The organism is Paenibacillus sp. CF384 (assembly GCF_900106745.1).
GTDB lineage: Bacteria > Bacillota > Bacilli > Paenibacillales > Paenibacillaceae > Paenibacillus_Z.
In genome coordinates, this window is the sequence record NZ_FNNV01000004.1 from 1 (window position 1) to 16,184 (window position 16,184).

Annotated in this window: 18 protein-coding genes; 7 read left to right on the forward strand and 11 right to left on the reverse strand. The window is 51.5% G+C overall.

The window, feature by feature from the left end; all coding sequences use genetic code 11:
* The first annotated feature begins 325 nt into the window (after nt 1–325).
* Nucleotides 326–811 (forward strand): translation initiation factor IF-3, encoded by a 486-nt coding sequence (infC, locus tag BLW29_RS09160; protein WP_090978498.1) that lies wholly within the window; start codon nt 326–328, stop codon nt 809–811.
* Between the two features lie 313 nt (nt 812–1,124).
* On the opposite strand, the gene BLW29_RS09165 is transcribed toward infC, so the two are convergent.
* From BLW29_RS09165 to BLW29_RS31705, 5 genes are all read right to left on the reverse strand, one after another.
* Nucleotides 1,125–1,346 carry a hypothetical protein gene (locus BLW29_RS09165; protein ID WP_090978501.1) on the reverse strand — a complete coding sequence of 74 codons (222 nt, stop codon included), beginning with the start codon at nt 1,344–1,346 and terminating at the stop codon, nt 1,125–1,127.
* 99 nt (nt 1,347–1,445) lie between these two features.
* Nucleotides 1,446–2,579, reverse strand: a complete 1,134-nt coding sequence (locus BLW29_RS09170) for a hypothetical protein (RefSeq protein WP_090978503.1) — start codon at nt 2,577–2,579, stop codon at nt 1,446–1,448.
* Between the two features lie 24 nt (nt 2,580–2,603).
* Nucleotides 2,604–3,605: a hypothetical protein gene (locus BLW29_RS09175; RefSeq protein WP_090978505.1), complete on the reverse strand. Its 1,002-nt coding sequence runs from the start codon at nt 3,603–3,605 to the stop codon at nt 2,604–2,606.
* Nucleotides 3,602–4,531, reverse strand: a complete 930-nt coding sequence (locus tag BLW29_RS09180; protein WP_256208507.1) for a helix-turn-helix transcriptional regulator — start codon at nt 4,529–4,531, stop codon at nt 3,602–3,604. Before BLW29_RS09180 ends, BLW29_RS09175 begins: the two co-directional genes overlap by 4 nt.
* Before the next feature lie 142 nt (nt 4,532–4,673).
* Entirely contained in the window at nt 4,674–4,862 is a 189-nt protein-coding gene (locus tag BLW29_RS31705) for a hypothetical protein (protein ID WP_090978509.1), read from the reverse strand.
* Nucleotides 4,863–5,020: 158 nt separating this feature from the next.
* Between BLW29_RS31705 and BLW29_RS09190 the strand changes: the two genes are divergently transcribed.
* Together BLW29_RS09190 and BLW29_RS09195 are read left to right on the forward strand one after the other, a co-directional pair.
* The gene (locus BLW29_RS09190) at nt 5,021–5,515 is read left to right on the forward strand and encodes a hypothetical protein (RefSeq protein WP_090978511.1); all 495 of its coding nucleotides are present in this window, start codon (nt 5,021–5,023) and stop codon (nt 5,513–5,515) included.
* A 176-nt stretch (nt 5,516–5,691) separates the two neighbouring features.
* Entirely contained in the window at nt 5,692–6,357 is a 666-nt protein-coding gene (locus BLW29_RS09195; RefSeq protein WP_090978514.1) for an HAD family hydrolase, read from the forward strand.
* A gap of 78 nt (nt 6,358–6,435) precedes the next feature.
* Here BLW29_RS09195 and BLW29_RS09200 read toward each other — a convergent pair whose 3' ends face one another.
* From BLW29_RS09200 to BLW29_RS09215, 4 genes are all read right to left on the reverse strand, one after another.
* The gene (locus BLW29_RS09200) at nt 6,436–7,140 is read right to left on the reverse strand and encodes a PspA/IM30 family protein (RefSeq protein ID WP_090978516.1); all 705 of its coding nucleotides are present in this window, start codon (nt 7,138–7,140) and stop codon (nt 6,436–6,438) included.
* Between the two features lie 34 nt (nt 7,141–7,174).
* A complete protein-coding gene (locus BLW29_RS09205; protein ID WP_090978518.1) occupies nt 7,175–7,402 on the reverse strand; it encodes a PspC domain-containing protein in 228 nt (75 codons plus the stop codon).
* A gap of 305 nt (nt 7,403–7,707) precedes the next feature.
* Nucleotides 7,708–9,000, reverse strand: a complete 1,293-nt coding sequence (locus tag BLW29_RS09210) for a glycoside hydrolase family 18 protein (RefSeq protein WP_090978520.1) — start codon at nt 8,998–9,000, stop codon at nt 7,708–7,710.
* Between the two features lie 101 nt (nt 9,001–9,101).
* Nucleotides 9,102–9,932 carry a hypothetical protein gene (locus tag BLW29_RS09215; RefSeq protein WP_090978521.1) on the reverse strand — a complete coding sequence of 277 codons (831 nt, stop codon included), beginning with the start codon at nt 9,930–9,932 and terminating at the stop codon, nt 9,102–9,104.
* A 285-nt stretch (nt 9,933–10,217) separates the two neighbouring features.
* Here BLW29_RS09215 and BLW29_RS09220 point away from each other — a divergent pair, with 285 nt between their 5' ends.
* Nucleotides 10,218–10,805: a guanylate kinase gene (locus tag BLW29_RS09220; RefSeq protein WP_090978523.1), complete on the forward strand. Its 588-nt coding sequence runs from the start codon at nt 10,218–10,220 to the stop codon at nt 10,803–10,805.
* Nucleotides 10,806–11,275: 470 nt separating this feature from the next.
* Here BLW29_RS09220 and BLW29_RS09225 read toward each other — a convergent pair whose 3' ends face one another.
* The gene (locus tag BLW29_RS09225) at nt 11,276–12,133 is read right to left on the reverse strand and encodes a helix-turn-helix domain-containing protein (RefSeq protein WP_090978525.1); all 858 of its coding nucleotides are present in this window, start codon (nt 12,131–12,133) and stop codon (nt 11,276–11,278) included.
* 81 nt (nt 12,134–12,214) lie between these two features.
* On the opposite strand from BLW29_RS09225, the gene BLW29_RS09230 reads away from it, so the two are divergent.
* The 3 genes from BLW29_RS09230 to BLW29_RS09240 are packed head-to-tail and all read left to right on the forward strand — an operon-like array spanning nt 12,215 to nt 15,059.
* A complete protein-coding gene (locus BLW29_RS09230) occupies nt 12,215–13,285 on the forward strand; it encodes a Gfo/Idh/MocA family protein (RefSeq protein WP_090978527.1) in 1,071 nt (356 codons plus the stop codon).
* Between the two features lie 21 nt (nt 13,286–13,306).
* A complete protein-coding gene (locus BLW29_RS09235; protein WP_090978529.1) occupies nt 13,307–14,188 on the forward strand; it encodes a sugar phosphate isomerase/epimerase family protein in 882 nt (293 codons plus the stop codon).
* 25 nt (nt 14,189–14,213) lie between these two features.
* Nucleotides 14,214–15,059 carry a sugar phosphate isomerase/epimerase family protein gene (locus BLW29_RS09240; protein ID WP_090978531.1) on the forward strand — a complete coding sequence of 282 codons (846 nt, stop codon included), beginning with the start codon at nt 14,214–14,216 and terminating at the stop codon, nt 15,057–15,059.
* A gap of 611 nt (nt 15,060–15,670) precedes the next feature.
* Here BLW29_RS09240 and BLW29_RS09250 read toward each other — a convergent pair.
* Nucleotides 15,671–15,919, reverse strand: coding sequence for a hypothetical protein (locus BLW29_RS09250; RefSeq protein ID WP_090978537.1), 249 nt, complete (start codon nt 15,917–15,919; stop codon nt 15,671–15,673).
* Between the last annotated feature and the right edge of the window lie 265 nt (nt 15,920–16,184).

Sequence of the window (16,184 nt, forward strand, 5' to 3'; positions counted from 1 at the left end):
CGTGCCAACCGTCGCTCGCATATTTGCCCCCGCGCCTAGTGTTTCCATGGTGCAAATACGTTGGGTTTGACAAAAACGTTCATAGCAACGGTTGTGACAGGCGTTATTTGCAGCAAATGGTTCGATTCCAGGTGGAAAACGTGCAAATAGGTTCGCTGGCAACCGTTAGAAAATACATATGGCTTTTTTAGGCTAAATAACCATTCTCACAACCGTTAGTGGTGGCATGCGACAGAGCACACGTTCATCATCGCGGTGTAATTATTGAAAATCAATAAAACAGCATTTGCTATACTAGTTGTGAAAGAGAGGGGCGGTTGCAGATATGATCGTAAATGAGCAAATTAAAGCATCCGAGGTTCTGTTAACGGGGTTAAATGGCGAGTCGCTGGGCGTTGTCTCTCGCGAGGAAGCGCTGGCGCTTGCAAGAGAGTATAAAGTTGATTTAGTCTGCACCTCTCTGATGAGCAGCCCTCCGCCTTGCACGCTGATTAGTCGCGGCGCAGCCAAGGAATCCGCGGCTGCGGCGAAACGTGAAGAGCGGAAGAAGGACCAGCCGCTTAAGGCGAAGGAAATTCGCCTGACGCCGCATATTGAAGAGCATGATTACGACACGAAGCTGCGCCAGTGCGAGAAGCTGCTCGCATCCGGCAACGCTGTTGATCTTGTTGTCCGCGTTCAAGGGAAGGAAGGACCTAAGGCGAAGGAGCTGCTGGAGCAGCTGTTGAAGGATCTTTCCGGAAGCGGGAAGAAGGAAACCGGCATTCAACTGAGCGGAAAACAAGCGGCAGTACGCGTACTGCCGCTGTAAACAATAGGGGGGCATCCGATTGGTTGGCGGATACCCCTCTATTGTGCGAGTGGTCCAATTCGGACCGCCGCCGTTAAAATTGTTGCAGAAAATGCAGCATTTACCCCACAGAGAGGTGTGGATGCGACCTATTGTTGCATAAAAGGCAACATTTGCTCGAGGAATGGCCGTTATCTCGTTATTGGAGCTGAGATTGTTGCATAATCAGCAACATTTTCTCGGTGAGAGCTCTTTTCCCAAAGAAATGTTGCAGAAAATGCAGCATTTCACAATTCTCTGCACCTGAAGCAGCTATAGCTTGCCAAATTTCAGGTTAGAACGAGTGTCCGTCTGAATGGCTGGAATAACGCTGCTCATCATTATTATCCGCGCCATCGAAGGCATGCTGGACGTTGTCGACGATTTCTTCAATGGCATGGCTGATCATGTCCAGAGGACTGGTGTCTTGATGGTCTAACGGCGTATTGATACCTGCCGCCGTGTTGGAGGTGCGGTTGTATGCTTCGTTGTCTTGGTACTGATCTCGGTTTCGCATTGCTTAGGCCCACCTTTGTTTGGAGTGTACATGTCACAGATCACTCCTATTGTGCCCCGCGATTCCTGGATACAACCAAAATAAGAAACAAGTTCCAGCTTATCGAAGAGCGATGTCATGGAACCGGTTATGGACCGTTTCTCGCATGAACTGCTTGATGAGCGTAATCGCTTCTTGCTCGTGGTCTCGCGCTTCTCGAAGCAGAGAGACTAGGCGGTTCGCATAGAAGGAGGCGCATGCACCGGCGCTGGCTTCAGCGCCAGCATCGTCTCCAGCTTCCCGGCCAGTGTTAGAAACATTACCGCCTCCACCACCGTTAGCAAGAGCGTCATCGCTGCTTCCACCGCTCCCAGAACCAGTATCATCACCGCCTCCCCCGCCATCAACCCCGTCGATTTTACTTGCCAACGCCTCCGACAGCTGCTTGAATATTTCACTTACCTTGCCATAACAAACGGCGATCGGCTGACAGCCGGGCCAGATAAGTCCGAGCGCGTCCGTATATGCTGCGATATCTTGCTTGGCTGCGGCATACGTGCGGATCACCGCCATTGCTTCGGCTGTATCGTATTCACCATACTCCAGCAACTCAATCAGCGCGAGGTAAGCCTGCTCACCGCAGGCATATTCGTTTGCCGGTAGCAAAGCATCATGCGACTCCCAGTAGTGTATCGCTTGCATGAGCGACTCCCGGTAAACCTCAAGCGTATCGAGCGCGATGTGGTTTTCGATGAGTTGATAGTACCAGTAAGGGGAGTGGCCGCTGCGGCCGAAATCCGCATAAGGCAGCCGACTAAGCTCTCCATCTTCTTCGGAGCCATCGGCAACCAGCAGAACTTGGGCATCATCGTCGTACCCGGCGGCGATGACGAAGGCATCCTTCCAGAAGATTACTCCTGCGCCGCGATTAATGCTCTCTTTAATAGCCCGGAGTGTATGCTTCTGATAGAGAGGGAAGGCATGATCAAAGTTGAAGCCCGCGTGCTGGGAGCTGGTCATCCCAATGAAATCGGCAGCGAGAAAATGCTCCGCGAGCCAGTTGTAAGCGGTAGTGGAGGGAGCGGCCAGCCTGCGATGGACCGTAAACCGAAATCCCATCGAGGTCATTCCTGCCAGCATCGACTTGGATAGTGCAAAAAAACCTTGATGGACGAGTACAGCGTGCATCGCATCTATGTAGGAATGCGATTGCCGAATGAGCTGTAAATGTGCAAGTTGTCTTGTCGGCGTCATGTGCAGCGACACCTCCTTCCTTAATTATCGCGGCGTGGCAACGCCCCACCTGCGAATCGTGGAACGGCTCAAATCCGGATAGCGCTCCGAGATGGCACGGAATATCGTGACGGCACGCTCCTCAAGCTCCTCAGCTTCACGCAGCAGAGCGCATAAGAGATCACGGCTCAAAGGATCAATATGTCTGCCTTTGATGCCATTCTCCACGATACAGGACTTCATGCCGGGAACTAGCAGAAGTAACGCCTCGTAAGCGGCGGAAGCCTCCTCCAGCCCGCTGAACTCACCGGAGACATCGCGCAGATAAGAGGCGATTTCTTCTCGCGTGTACATATAGTTATCCATGATATAGACGGCGCCGCCCTCATCGTAATCTCCACTTTGCAGCCCATTTCGCAGGAAGGTGTAAGCGAGCTTCCCTGAAGCGATATCGGTATTTGGCAAGGTCTTATAGGGCGTATCCCAGTCGTGAATGGCTAGTCGAAGCGATTCCAGCACCATATCAGCGAGTGAGGGCTCCATCCTTTCGCCAAATATCTGACAGTACCAGAAGCCGGTGAAGTTTAAGCCAAGATTATCGTACAGCACGATTGTATAGTCGGAGGAGTGTCCGTCTTGGATATAAAATACGGCATCTTCATCATCGTAACCGCAGATGACGCCAAACTCTGGAATCCAGTAGATGACCCCAATCCCAACGTCAAGCGATTGTTTGATCCAGTTGACAGCATCCTGCTGATAATAAGCAAAGGTAGGGTGGCGGGTACGACCTGCGTCCCAAACGGTATAGAGACCGAGATTGCGAATAGCCGGGGAATGCTCGTCGCCCCATTGTCCATACGCGGATACCGATAATGGCAGCAGCCGCTCATGGACCGTGAATTTAAAAGCCATTCCGGTGAGGCCGGCAAGCCTATATTTAGGGCCTTCAAACAACCTCGCCGCCGATAATATCGCATGCAGGCTGTCGATGTAGGACTTGGATTGGCGTTTCATAGTGATGGCTTCCAGCAATACACGTGTCATGTTTTCGCTGCGCCTCCTTCTCCTAATCGTTCCAGTGTACGTGTGCAAAGAGCATCCAGCTGTTCTCGAAGCCATCGCGGTGCGAGCAGCGCCTCCCAATCGGACACCATCAAATGATGCAGGAATGATTCAATTTCATGAAATTCCACGGTGTATAAGGCCTGTTCAGGCGTAGAGGAGCGTATCCGATACCCGTGCCAAGAATCCGACGAGGCAAGGGGTTGAGCCAGCTTCACTTGGGCGGTGTAAGGCTTGCGCTGGGGCGATCCCGCAGATGTACCGCCTGCACCCCATTCCAGCGTTTCTGCATCCATAGGCTCGAACTTAGCAGTAGTCACATCCACACTGTTGATGCTGCCAAGTCTCAATAAGCGCTGCTTGTCAGCTTCTTCGCAATAGGCAATGACATAATCGCTGTTGTATTGACTCATCAGCTTGAGCGGGCGTATGGATAACTGCAGCAGCCCCGATTCATCCCGATAGGTGATCCGTACGACCAAAAGCTGCGAGATCGCATAAGAAAGTCGCTCAAAGACGTGAATGAGCTGCGGATTCGTTTCAAAGATGGGAAGTCGCTGCCCCAGCTCTTCGGTCTCCTCCTCCGAGAAGCGTTCAAGCAAATGCGCGACACGGTTGACCGATGCCGCATTATCATAATTGTACTGGCGGTAGCGGTAGGCTAAATATTTTAACACCTTCTTCTCCTCGTCGGTCATATAGAGCAAGGGAAGCGCGTATGTTTTATTCTCGTAGCAATATCCGCGGTATTTAGCGACATAAAGCAAGGGGGCTGAGAGCGAGTAGGTCAAATACTCGATATCGCGCTGCGCCTGGCGCTTCGAGATTTCGAATTGCTGAGCCAGCTGCGTGCTGCTCGGGTACTTGCCCTCTCTGATCTGACTATCGAACCACCTGATTCGGTGCATGTTGCTCAAGTCGTACCCTCCTTTAATCCAAGCGTGCGTATGCTGCATCTGTATGTATTACATCATCCGGGGCCTTCGACTGACAAGCACTGTTTGCGTCCTCAGTAGCGCCCGTTCCCCTGCTTGGAGAACGGGCAGCTCGCTAGCCGGTAATGCGGTCGACGGATTCCTGTGGAGAATGGATGCATTGTTTGCATACTTTTACGGTAGATCCGTCTGTTTTAGCCCGAGGATAGAGAAGTTTGATGCGTGTTCTGCTGCAGACCGGACAAGTGCCGCGGCCGCGAGACGGTAGGCTCCACAGCGCACGCCCGCGTTTTGTTTTTGCCATTGGTAATGACCCTCTTTCGAAAACTGAAGTGAATACAGGATTAAGTATAAAATAACTGCTGCGACATAAAATGTCGTATCAGTATGAGGTGCAAGTTTTGTCTTGCTCAGCTGCTGTGGTATAATCACAGCAAATATTACCGTTTCCCGGAGGCGATTATGCTCAGTTTTGACCAGAAGCTTTCTATTTTGGAGTCCTTTCCTGAGCTCAAGCGGAAGGACGTGTCACTCGGCCGTGTGAATTATCAGTATGACGAAAGTTTGTACGATAAGAAAAATGTGGCGTTCCACCTGCACCCGAACGGGAATGGTTTCGTGTATGCCGGACATTTGCGTGGCTATGATACGGATGAGAAGGGGTTTGTGAACATCCGCGGCTATGAAGCCGATGCGTTCCGTCAGTTGGTAGAGGAATCGATTCGCTCTCTATCTTACCGTGCGCCGGAGCCGACTTCGAAGAGCGCCAAGGCTGCTGCTGCCCCGCGCGGTGAGGTACATGCCTCGACTTGGTTCGGACCTGAGAAGCAGTCGCTGATTCTGAAGCATGAGGATGACCTGTGGTACGTGTATGCCGGACCGAACCTCGAAATGGTGCTCGAAACCTATGAAGAGGCTGAACAATATCTACAGGAAGAAGGCTTCTTCCTGCTATAATTGCCGCAAAGAGAACCGTCAGCTGTGGAGGCTGGCGGTTTTTTGATTTGTGCGCTGACTGTGGGCGACGTGGCTCGCGGCGCGCGATCGTTTTATTTTTGTGAAGTGGCGCTTCGCTATTTACATAACGGAAGCCGTTCGACTACGATCAGGGTAATGGGAATGGGGGAGATTCGATGTCGTCATCGACAATACGGGCAATTGTATTTGATTTCGATGGTACGCTGGTGGATACGGAGTCCTGCGAGTATGAGGTGTTTTGCAAGATTTATGAGGAGCATGGTCATGTGCTGGAGCTGGAGAAATGGGCAGTCTGCGTAGGTACAATAGGCGGACCATTCAATCCGTATGATGATTTGCAGGAGTTAACGGGGAAAGTGCTTGATAGGAATGCACTTAGGGAGCGCTTCAAAGTTCTGCATGAAGAATCGCTTCGCGAAGTAAAGCTCCGCCTTGGTGTGCTGGGGCTTCTGGATGAAGCGAAGCAGCTCGGGCTGCGGATCGGTCTTGCTTCGAGCTCCGATCGGAAATGGATCGACAGACATCTGAGGGAACAGGGCATCGCTGATTATTTCGAGGCGATTTATACAAGAGACGATGTCGAGCTTGTGAAGCCTGATCCGACGCTTTACCGGTTGGCCGTTGAAGCGCTTGGTGTGCAGCCGTTTGAGGCTGTTGCGGTGGAGGATTCTCTTAACGGATTGAAGGCGGCGAAAGCTGCAGGGATGAAGGCAATCGCGGTTCCGAATCCGATCACCTCGCACATGGACTTATCTCAGGCGGATATTCAGATTACGGGTTATGAGAATCTGACATTGGCGGGGCTGCTTGAGCGATTGTAGTCGCCATCAACTTGCCGCAACGCAAAAAGGAACCTGTCCCCTGAGTGTAGGGAGGTTCCTTTTTTGCGTGCGACTGCCTTACTCCGTTGGCAGCTTTCTGCGCAGCTGTTCCATTTGTTCATTGATCAGCGCATCCTTAGCAGGTATGCCTGTTGTACCCGCAGCAGGCGATGCACCGTAAGAATCGCTGTAGCCTGCTCCGTATGGTTGGCGGGACATGGCCACATGGGCTTCCCATTGCGCGATTTTCTCTTCGATCCGTTGGAAGCCGCGTGATGCGGATCCGCCTTCTAGACTGGCACGGCCAACGCTGAAGCTCGGCATACCGGAGCGGGACTTCGCTGCTGTTTGTTGAATGCGTGCAAGCAGCTCTTCACGTTTCTTAAGCAGCAGAGGGAGCTCTGCGCGGGCTTTCTCCAGCCGCTGTGTCAGCTCAGCGATAGTAAGCTTCGCCTTCTCGATCCACTGCGAATATTCCTGTACTTTATCGGTGTAATGCAGCTTCGCGGTCAGTGCCTCGCGTGCCGTTGCTTCATTGCCGGCTCTCATGGCATCCAGCGCTTTGGTTTCGCTGTGTTCTGCCATTACAGCAGCTTCGCTTGCTTGCTGCTGCAGCCCTTTAATCATGGCTTCTTGTTTGAACAGCTCTTGTTGTGCATTGGCGATCTCATCTTGCATGCCGCGTACATATTGGCCCAGCATCATGGCCGGATCTTCCAGCTTGTCGAGCAATTCGTTGGCAGCTGCCTGTGTAATGTTGAAAATTCGGTTTAACAATCCCATTGTTGAACATCTCCTAGTTTTGGTTTTTTATGAATTAGGCGTGAAAACGGAAGTGGCTGTCTGGGGACAATACCTCGAATGGTGCTTTCGGTACAAGTAAACTTGCGATAATGTACACGAGCAGTGTGGTACCGAGGCTAAACACACCGGATACGATCAGAACAAGTCGGATGATGGTCGGATCAACGCCGAGCCAATCGCCAATCCCGCCGGACAGCCCCGTTAATTTGCGGTTCAAAGTGGATCGGTAAAGCTTCTTCATGTGATTACATCTCCTTTAGGTTTGTGTTTGTTGTAGTGGTAAGTCATTGCCGTCTATTGTGAAGTGATGTGTTGTGCTGGCGTATGGTGATGTCGTTTAACTGATATCCTTAGTTTAAAAGAGGACGGCCTTCCTCGAAACCGTCTGGCGGCTGTTCTTGATGCTGGCCTTAAGGCGGGGGACGCCTCCGACCTTAGGCGGCATAGACGACAAATAAGCACTCCTCATCCAGCTGGGCGCAAGGCCGAAACTGTAATCAGAGTGCTTATAATCATCGTATTGCTACTGCTACATCATCAGCGATGCTAAGGCAGCAATTTAACGACATTAAAATTATCTTCGATTAACAACCAGTTCTGCGGGAAGCTAAGACCGAGCTTCCAATAACTAATGCCGCGCAGATGAAGTTGTTTCAGCAGATTGAATTTCGCTTGAATAGAACGGGCATCCTCAAACCATACCTTATGCTCCTTGCCATTTGCATCCCAATAAGAGAAATTCGGTGCCTGAGCGGTGTTGTCGTATAAAATTTCAGCGTTGTATTGTCGCGCGAGAGCGATAGCCGCTTGCGGACTGATAGCCCTGGCATAGGCGCCGCCTGGCACATAAGGCAGTGTCCAGTCATAGCCGTATAAATTTTGCCCCATGACGATTTTGTTCGCCGGAATCTCCGTGAGGGCGTACTCCAGCACCGTTCGAACCGGACCAATCGGTGAGACGGGCATTGGGGGTCCACCGCTGTAGCCCCACTCATAGGTCATGATAATGACAAAATCGGCGATCTCCCCGTGAGCCTTATAATCATGGCCGGAATACCATGCGCCTTGCTGGGTAGCGCTTGTTTTGGGAGCGAGCGCCGTGGACATTGTGAGTCCTGCCTTGTGGATCGGGACGACAGCTTTGCGCAGAAATCGGTTATAGGCTTCCTTATCTTCCGGGCGGAGATGCTCCAGATCGAAGTGGATGTCCTTGAAATTCAGGCGTTTCGCTGTGTCCAGAATGTTGGCAATCAGCTTATCCTGCAGCGCTTTATCGTTTAGAATGAGCTGGCCGAGCTCTGCGCTGAACTGATCGCCTTCCAAATTGGTGATCGTCATCATCATCGCCGTGCGGTTACGCCTTGCAATGGATTCGAGATCGCCGAGCGGAGGCGGGACGAGTGTACCGTCACGCTGGATGCGAAAGCTTGATGGTGCCAGATACGTAAGGAGTGGAGCTGCACTTCTGGCCGCTTCCGTTAAGGCTGGGGAGACTGTCGTCCCACGCGGATCAATATAGGCGTTGATTAAAGCGTTTCGCTTCGGAATAGGCGGGATATAGAGGCGATGGCCTACCTGTAATGGACTATTGATCCCGATGTCGTTAATTGAAGCGAGCGTGGCAGCAGTAGTACCGAATTTACTCGCGATAGTAGTTAGTGTGTCCCCCGGAAGCACCCAATAATATTGCCCGACAATCGGAATGACAAGTGCCTGTCCGATAACCAGTGTATCGTTAGGTGAAATCTCGTTAGCGGAAGTGATATCAGAAACGGGTATCCCGTACGCCTGTGACAGTCGGTAAAGTGTTTGTCCCGCCTGCACGACATGAATTTGCATTGTTTCCCCTCCTCAAGTTCAACGCTAAGAAAGCAGAAGCCGGAACTCTCCTCTTACAATGCTATTCCCTTCTATTGTCGCGCATGTCAGGAGCGCAGTCGTTATTTGGCCGGAATTTCGGCGTTCGTTGCACGGGTAATTTCGGAAATGCGCGCTTCAAACGTACTGACTCGCTGTTTCTGCTCCACAATGGTGCGAGTAATGGATACGAGCGTGGTCAGCGATTGCAGCGTACCCTCATAGGAGTTAGCTTTTATCGTCTCGTTAAGGGTTTTGACGACGGGGGATATGTTCTTCTTCGTGCCGGAAATAACCGATTGGACCGATGTAATCTGGCTGCGCAGCGGGTCTGTTTCGGCGAGTTTCCCACGCAAATGCTTAATCGTGGCAGAAGTAGCTGCCTTTGCATTCTTAAGGAGCTCTTCTTTGATGCGAATTTCAGTGCGGGCAAGCTGGGTGGAAGGCTTCAGCAGATCCGCTTGAATTTGGAGCAAGGCAGCCAAATTCTTCAGCTTGAGGAATTTGGCGTCTTTAATTTGCGTATTTAACGACGCGTACATCGCGAAGAGCGGTTTATATCGTTCTTTGGTCTGAGCTACGTCCTGCGTAAGCTTGGCGATCTTCGCAGCATCAATCTGGGTGATTCGCGCGCGTAGCGCGGTCATTGCATTGCCATTGTAATAGTGGAGGGAAGCGATCGATGTATCGAGTGTGTCTTCCTTCTGCTGGAGAGTCCTTAGGCTCAGCAATTGAGCGGTGAGATTCTGCTTCATGGCATAATTGGCAGTGGATATTTGCTTGGATAGCTTGGTTTGGGCAGATTCGGTCAGCTTGACGGATGACGCGGAGACGGCGGAAGGCATGGAGATCAATAGTGCGAGCAGAGCAAGTAATACGGCTGAAATCGGCTTTCTCATCATAGAATGTAGCATAGTGATAAACTCCTCCTTGGACGGGTTCCCTTTGTAAACGCAAAAACACCCGCAAGAAAGGCATGATTGCCTTTGCTTACGGGTGCTTCCAACGTAAGAGAACTTATTTGTTTGTTTTGTAAAATGTATCCTATTCGCCAAAAAAAGTCAATGATATTGTGAAGTCGACGATTGCTGGATTTTAATGGTTTAAGCTATAATGGAATAACAGATTCAAAGCCTGAAGTTTTCGCCCTGCTAGACCCGAACGGATAGACCAATCCATGAGTTCAGGAGGCTGTGACGATGAGTGAACAGAAGGATCGAGAGCTGATTTTCGTTTTTACGGGACCGGATGGCTCCGGACGCAAGACAGTAGCAGATAGTGTAGGCACAACGCTCGGTATTACCAAAGTAATCTCGTATGCGACACGCAGACCGCGTCCGGGTGAAGTGAACGGTCAGGATTACCACTTCATCACCCCTGAGCTGTATGATCAGTTCGATGCCGACGGCGATTTTATTGAAAGCGTTACCGTCAATGGGAATCGCTACGGGTTACGGGGCAAAGACATTGCGTATAGTTTGAAGAAGGGCGGCAGCATCTATCTGATTCTGAATCACGAAGGTGCTCATGCGCTGAAGGATATGTATGGGGAACAGGTAGTTCGGCTGTTCATTTATGCAGATCGGCGTACCGTTCAGGATAGGCAAACCCAAGAGGGAATAGACCCCGATATTATAAAATCTAATTTGGATCAATATGAAACGGCGATCCGCTATCAATCACGGTGCGAGCACGCTTTCGAGAATTATGATCTTGCACATACCGTATTTGAAATCTCCAATGCGCTCGAGAGCTACCTGGAGCGGAATTTGGAAGAGCGTGATTAATAGATGAACGATGGTTGAGCTCGTCCCTTCACTTGAAGGGGCGGGCTTTTATAGATTAAAGAGGCTGCAAAAGTTAAATATTATCTCAGTTGAAGATCAATTCACCGGAGGTTCATCAGCGATTTTCCCGCCGAGATCAACTGATAGTCTCGTATCTAGAGGAAATGTTGCTTGTTAGGCAGCATTTCTAACGAAAAAGGAGGCTATTGGAGGAAATATTGCGCTTAAATCAACATTTTCTCCGAAACTAGCCTCCTGACTATCGTTACATAGCTAAATGTTGCATAACGCGCAATATTGGGCTGTTTTTGCTCGTGCTGAGGGGTAAATGTTGCCTATTAGGCAGTATTTGTTCGAAGTTTCCCGCGTTTGCGCCGAGGTATCCCTCTCATGTCCTCCTCTTCCCACAATCCAAACAAGAAGCTGCCAACACAGTCATACTTGTTGGACAGCCCCTTTTATTCATCTCGTTACCTCATCCGGGAACGATAGGTCGACGGTGCCGTATCCGCCAGCTTCTTGAACAGACGGGAAAAGTAGAACATGTCCGCGTAGCCCAGAAGCGACGCGATTTCCATGACGGTTTTGTCGGTGTTGAGGAGCAGCTTCTTGGCTTCGGCTACTTTAAGCCGGTGAACGAATTCGCCGAGCGGATATCCCGTATAGTCATGCACGATTCGTCTTAGCGTCGGAATCGAGATATGATGTCGTGCTGCAAGCGCGGTGCTGTCGAGCGGCTGGTAGACCGTGCCGGACAAATCGTCCAGCAGGCTATGCACGAACAAGGCGCGGCTGCTTGTCTGCGTCTGATTGAAGCGCAGCGACATGTCGAAGAGCAGCGATTCCAGCGCGAGTGCGGCCCGGTCTTGATTGGCGGGAACGGCGCTGTCCATGAGCTGGAAGATGAGCTCGATTTTGCTCAGGAAGCTCTCGTCGGTTCCGACGAATTTCACGAGCTCCGGATGCTCGTACCAGTTCGCGAGCCATTCCTCTACCCGTTCTCCATCGAGCGCAAAATAATACTCGTCCCAGTATCCATCCGTCTCCGGTCCATACTGAAATACCGCGCCGGGATACAAGCAGAACAGCGATCCCGCCTCGACAATTTGCCGATCCCCGGAGTCGGTTTGGTAGTATCCTCGACCTGCTCCGATATATACGAATGACCAACTGTCGAATTCGGCGTCTTCCCGCCTAGAAGTGCGTCCGGGCAAATGACCGGCATTCGTGATCATCAACGACTTCACGCGAAGCTTCTTCACATCAACCATGCAGTCGAACAGCCGAAATGGAAGTGGACTGATCATATTGTCCATGTAGGTTGGCATGGTGTGCATTCTCCCATCCTTCATCACAAGGTAAACTCATTATAACGAAACCGATTACAGAAGGGAAAGGTTGATCAAATCATGACAACAACGGAAAAGAAATTAAACATAGGTGTTATTGGTGCAGGTTCGATTTCGGGTGCGCATCTGGGGGCTTACGCTACCAATAAGGATGCTGTTCTTGTAGCGATTTGCGATAAGAATGAAGAGCGCGCTCAAGCGGCGGCGGAGAAGTATGGTGCTGCTAAGATTTACACCGATTATCGTGAATTGCTTGCTGATCCCAGCATCGATGCTGTAAGTATCTGTACTTGGAATAACACGCATGCTGAAATTACGATTGCTGCGCTGGAAGCGGGCAAGAACGTCCTGTGCGAGAAGCCGCTTTGCAAAACAGTCGAAGAAGCGGAACGTGTTCAAGCCGCGGTTGAAGCGACAGGCAAGTTGCTGCAGGTTGGTTTTGTGCGTCGTTATGCTTCGAGCATTGAGGTTCTAAAGCGTTTCATCGATGCAGGCGATCTTGGCGAAATCTATTATGCCAAAGCAACATGCCTGCGCAGACTCGGCAATCCGGGCGGCTGGTTCTCCGATATCGAGCGCTCCGGTGGCGGTCCGCTGATCGATCTTGGCGTTCATATTATTGATATTTGCTGGTACCTCATGGGCAAACCGAAGGTGAAATCAGTAAGTGGCAATACGTACCGCAAGCTGGGCAACCGTTCGCATATTAAGAATCTGGGCTTCTATAAAGCAGCCGATTATGATGCGGAGAAGAACGATGTGGAAGATCTGGCGAATGCGATTATCCGTTTCGAGAACGGCGCTTCCTTGATGGTCGATGTCAGCTTCGCGCTGCATGCGCAGAAGGATGAGCTGTCCGTGAAGCTGTATGGCGATCAAGGCGGAGTAGAAGTGGAGCCGGCGCTTGTTATTATGGGCGAGAAACACGATACGATCGTGAATATGACGCCGCAGGTTGATCACACTACGTTTGATTTCAACGATGCGTTCGGACGCGAAATCGGACATTTCATCAACAGCTGCCTCGGCCGTACAGAGACGCTGAGCCCTGTTCAAGATGGCGTAGAAGTGACACGCATGCTGTGCGCGATCTATGAGTCGGCGGCAAAAGGAACCGAAATTCATTTTTAATCAGAAAGGTTGATTTAATCAATGACGATTCATTTATCCAATAAAATAGGCGTTATCGTGGACAGCTTCGGTATTGGCGTTCGCGAAGGATTGTTGAAGGCCAAAGAAGTCGGCGCGGAAGGCGTACAAATCTATGCGGTATCCGGTGAGATGGACCCTGCGAATATGAATGCATCTGCAAGACGCGAGATGCGTTCGTATATCGACGGACTAGGGCTGGATATCTCTGCGCTATGCGGCGATTTGGGCGGACATGGCTTCCAGGATGGGGCTGCCAATGCGGAGAAAGTTGAGCAATCCAAGCGCATTCTTGATTTGGCTGTCGAGCTCGGCACCAACATCGTGACGACTCATATCGGTATTGTGCCTGATGATAAGAACGGCGCAATCTATGCGGCGATGCAGCAGGCCTGCGAGGAGCTTGGCCAATATGCGAAGAGTTTGAATGCTTATTTTGCGATCGAGACTGGCCCGGAACCCGCGGCTCACTTAAAGAGCTTCCTTGATACGCTGAGCACGAACGGCGTTTCCGTCAACTTCGATCCTGCCAATATGGTTATGGTAACAGGCGATGATCCGGTACAAGGCGTCATTACGCTAAAGGATTATATCGTGCATACCCATGTGAAGGATGGTCGCAGGCTGCGAGTTGTCGATCCGCGCCAAGTGTACGGGTTCCTCGGCTATCAGAAAATGACGCATGAGCATATTGCGGAGATGGCTGCCGGCGGATTGGATTTTGAAGAGGTTCCGCTTGGTGAAGGCGCTGTTGATTTTGACGCTTATTTCGCTGCCCTGCAGTCCATTGGGTATACAGGTTATCTAACGATCGAACGTGAAGTCGGCGCGAAGCCGGAGCTGGATATTCGCAGAGCCGTGGAGTTTATTAAACAGTACCGCTAGGGTGCTGATTGGAGGATTTTTTAGGATGAAAATCGCGATTAGTGTATGGAGCTGCCATAAATATTTGTACGATGGATCATGGAAAAATGCGGACTTTATCGATTACGCGGCTTCGGTAGGCGCGCAAGGCGTCGAACTGCTCAGCGTGTTCTGGAATAAGGAGAGCGACGTGCCTGCGGTTCACGAGGCTTTGGCTCGTACGGGCATCAAGCTGGCGTGCTTCGGGGCTTGCAATGATTTTGTGAAAACGACGGCTGAAGAGCGTGAAGTGCAGCTGCAGGATATCATCTTGGCTGTTGATATGGCAGTCGAGTTCGGCGCAGAGGTTGTTCGCGTGTTTGCGGGCGATCGCAAAGAAGGCATCAGCTACGAGGAAGCAAAAGGCTGGATCGTGGAAGGGCTGGCGAAAGGCGCTGCTTATGCAGAGAGCAAAGGTGTTGTGCTCTGCTTGGAGAACCACGGCATCTTCGCTGGCAAATCGGAGCAGGTGCAGGATATCATCACTTTGGTCGGTTCGCCGGCACTGCGCAGCACCTTCGACATGGGCAATTTCTTGCTCGTCGACGATGTGCCGGCGCAAGCTTTCGAAGCGCTGCATCCGCTCATCCGTCACGTGCATGCCAAAGACTTCGCGCGTGTGGGCGAAGAGCAGAAGGATGGCGTGTATCGTTCGCTTAACGGTCAGCCGTTCATCGGCGCGGTACCGACCGAAGGCGACGTTGGCGCTGCCTCGATCGTCGCTAAGCTGGCGGGCATTGGCTACGACGGCTGGATGAGCGTCGAGTACGAAGGTCTGGAAGAGCAGAAGAGCGGCACAGCCAGAGCGGTAGAGAAGCTGGCGCAAGCGGTCGAAGCTGCTGCTGTGAAGTAAGATTGAAGCCCCGGGTTACCATGCATGGTTGTGCATGGGGCTCGGGGCTTTTTTGTTGTTGGTCGCATAGCTGCTCCATCGTGGGCTGGCTTGCCAGCTCCGATGCGGTTTTGCTGAGAGTTCCAAAATGGAACTCTCAGCCCGAAATCGGAGCCGAGAAGAGGCTGAGAGTGCGGGAATGGAACTCTCGGGCTTGCGAATGGACGTAGAACACATCAGCAAGAAAGTGGCGCAATTGGTGGAAAGAGTAGCCCTAGGGGCAACACACCGGCGAGAAAGTGGCAGGATTGGAGGAAGAGTAGCACTGGGGGCAACACATCGGCGGAAAGATGGCAGAATTGATGGAAGAGTAGCTCTAGGGGCAACACATCAGCGAGAAAGTGGCAGATTAGGAGGAAGAGTAGCACTGGGGGCAACACATCAGCGAGAAAGTGGCAGAAATGGTGGAAGAGTAGCACTAGGGGCAACACATCGGCGAGAAAGTGGCAGGATTGGAGGAAGAGTAGCACTGGGGGCAACACATCGGCGAGAAAGTGGCAGGATTGGAGGAAGAGTAGCTTTGGGAGCAACATAGCGACGGAGCAGTAGCGGCAGCTGCCCCTCCGCTCGACTTAGTCAACGACGTTAATAATCGCGGCGTAGCTGCAGTTGCCTACCGACCATTTGCCGCCTGCGACGAGGATGTATTGGCCCGGTTCAGATGGAAGGAGGAACTTGCCGTCTTGTTTCGTTAATGGGGTGAAATTCTGATTGACCCATAACCCCGCCCAGGTTTCCGTAGGCTCTGGCCCGCTGCGAAACGAAATCGAAAATGCCGCATGAGATTTAACGGTATAAACCTTCGAATCCCGCACCAGCATGTCGGGAGTTGGAGCATCCGCAATGGCAATGTTCCATTGGTAGGAGCCTTTAATGAGTGCAATCTCCGCTTGAGCAACAATCCATTAGGGGGTTCAGACGAGTTCTCTTCTGAAATCGACGCTCCACCTCCTTTTGAGCAGCCGACACTAAACATGGACATAAGCAGCAAGCAAACGACCAGCAAACCCCGCGTTTTCTTCATCGCACTCACCTCTATCCCTATAACGCGCTACACCTGCTTATTGTTGCCACTCAAATCCAGCA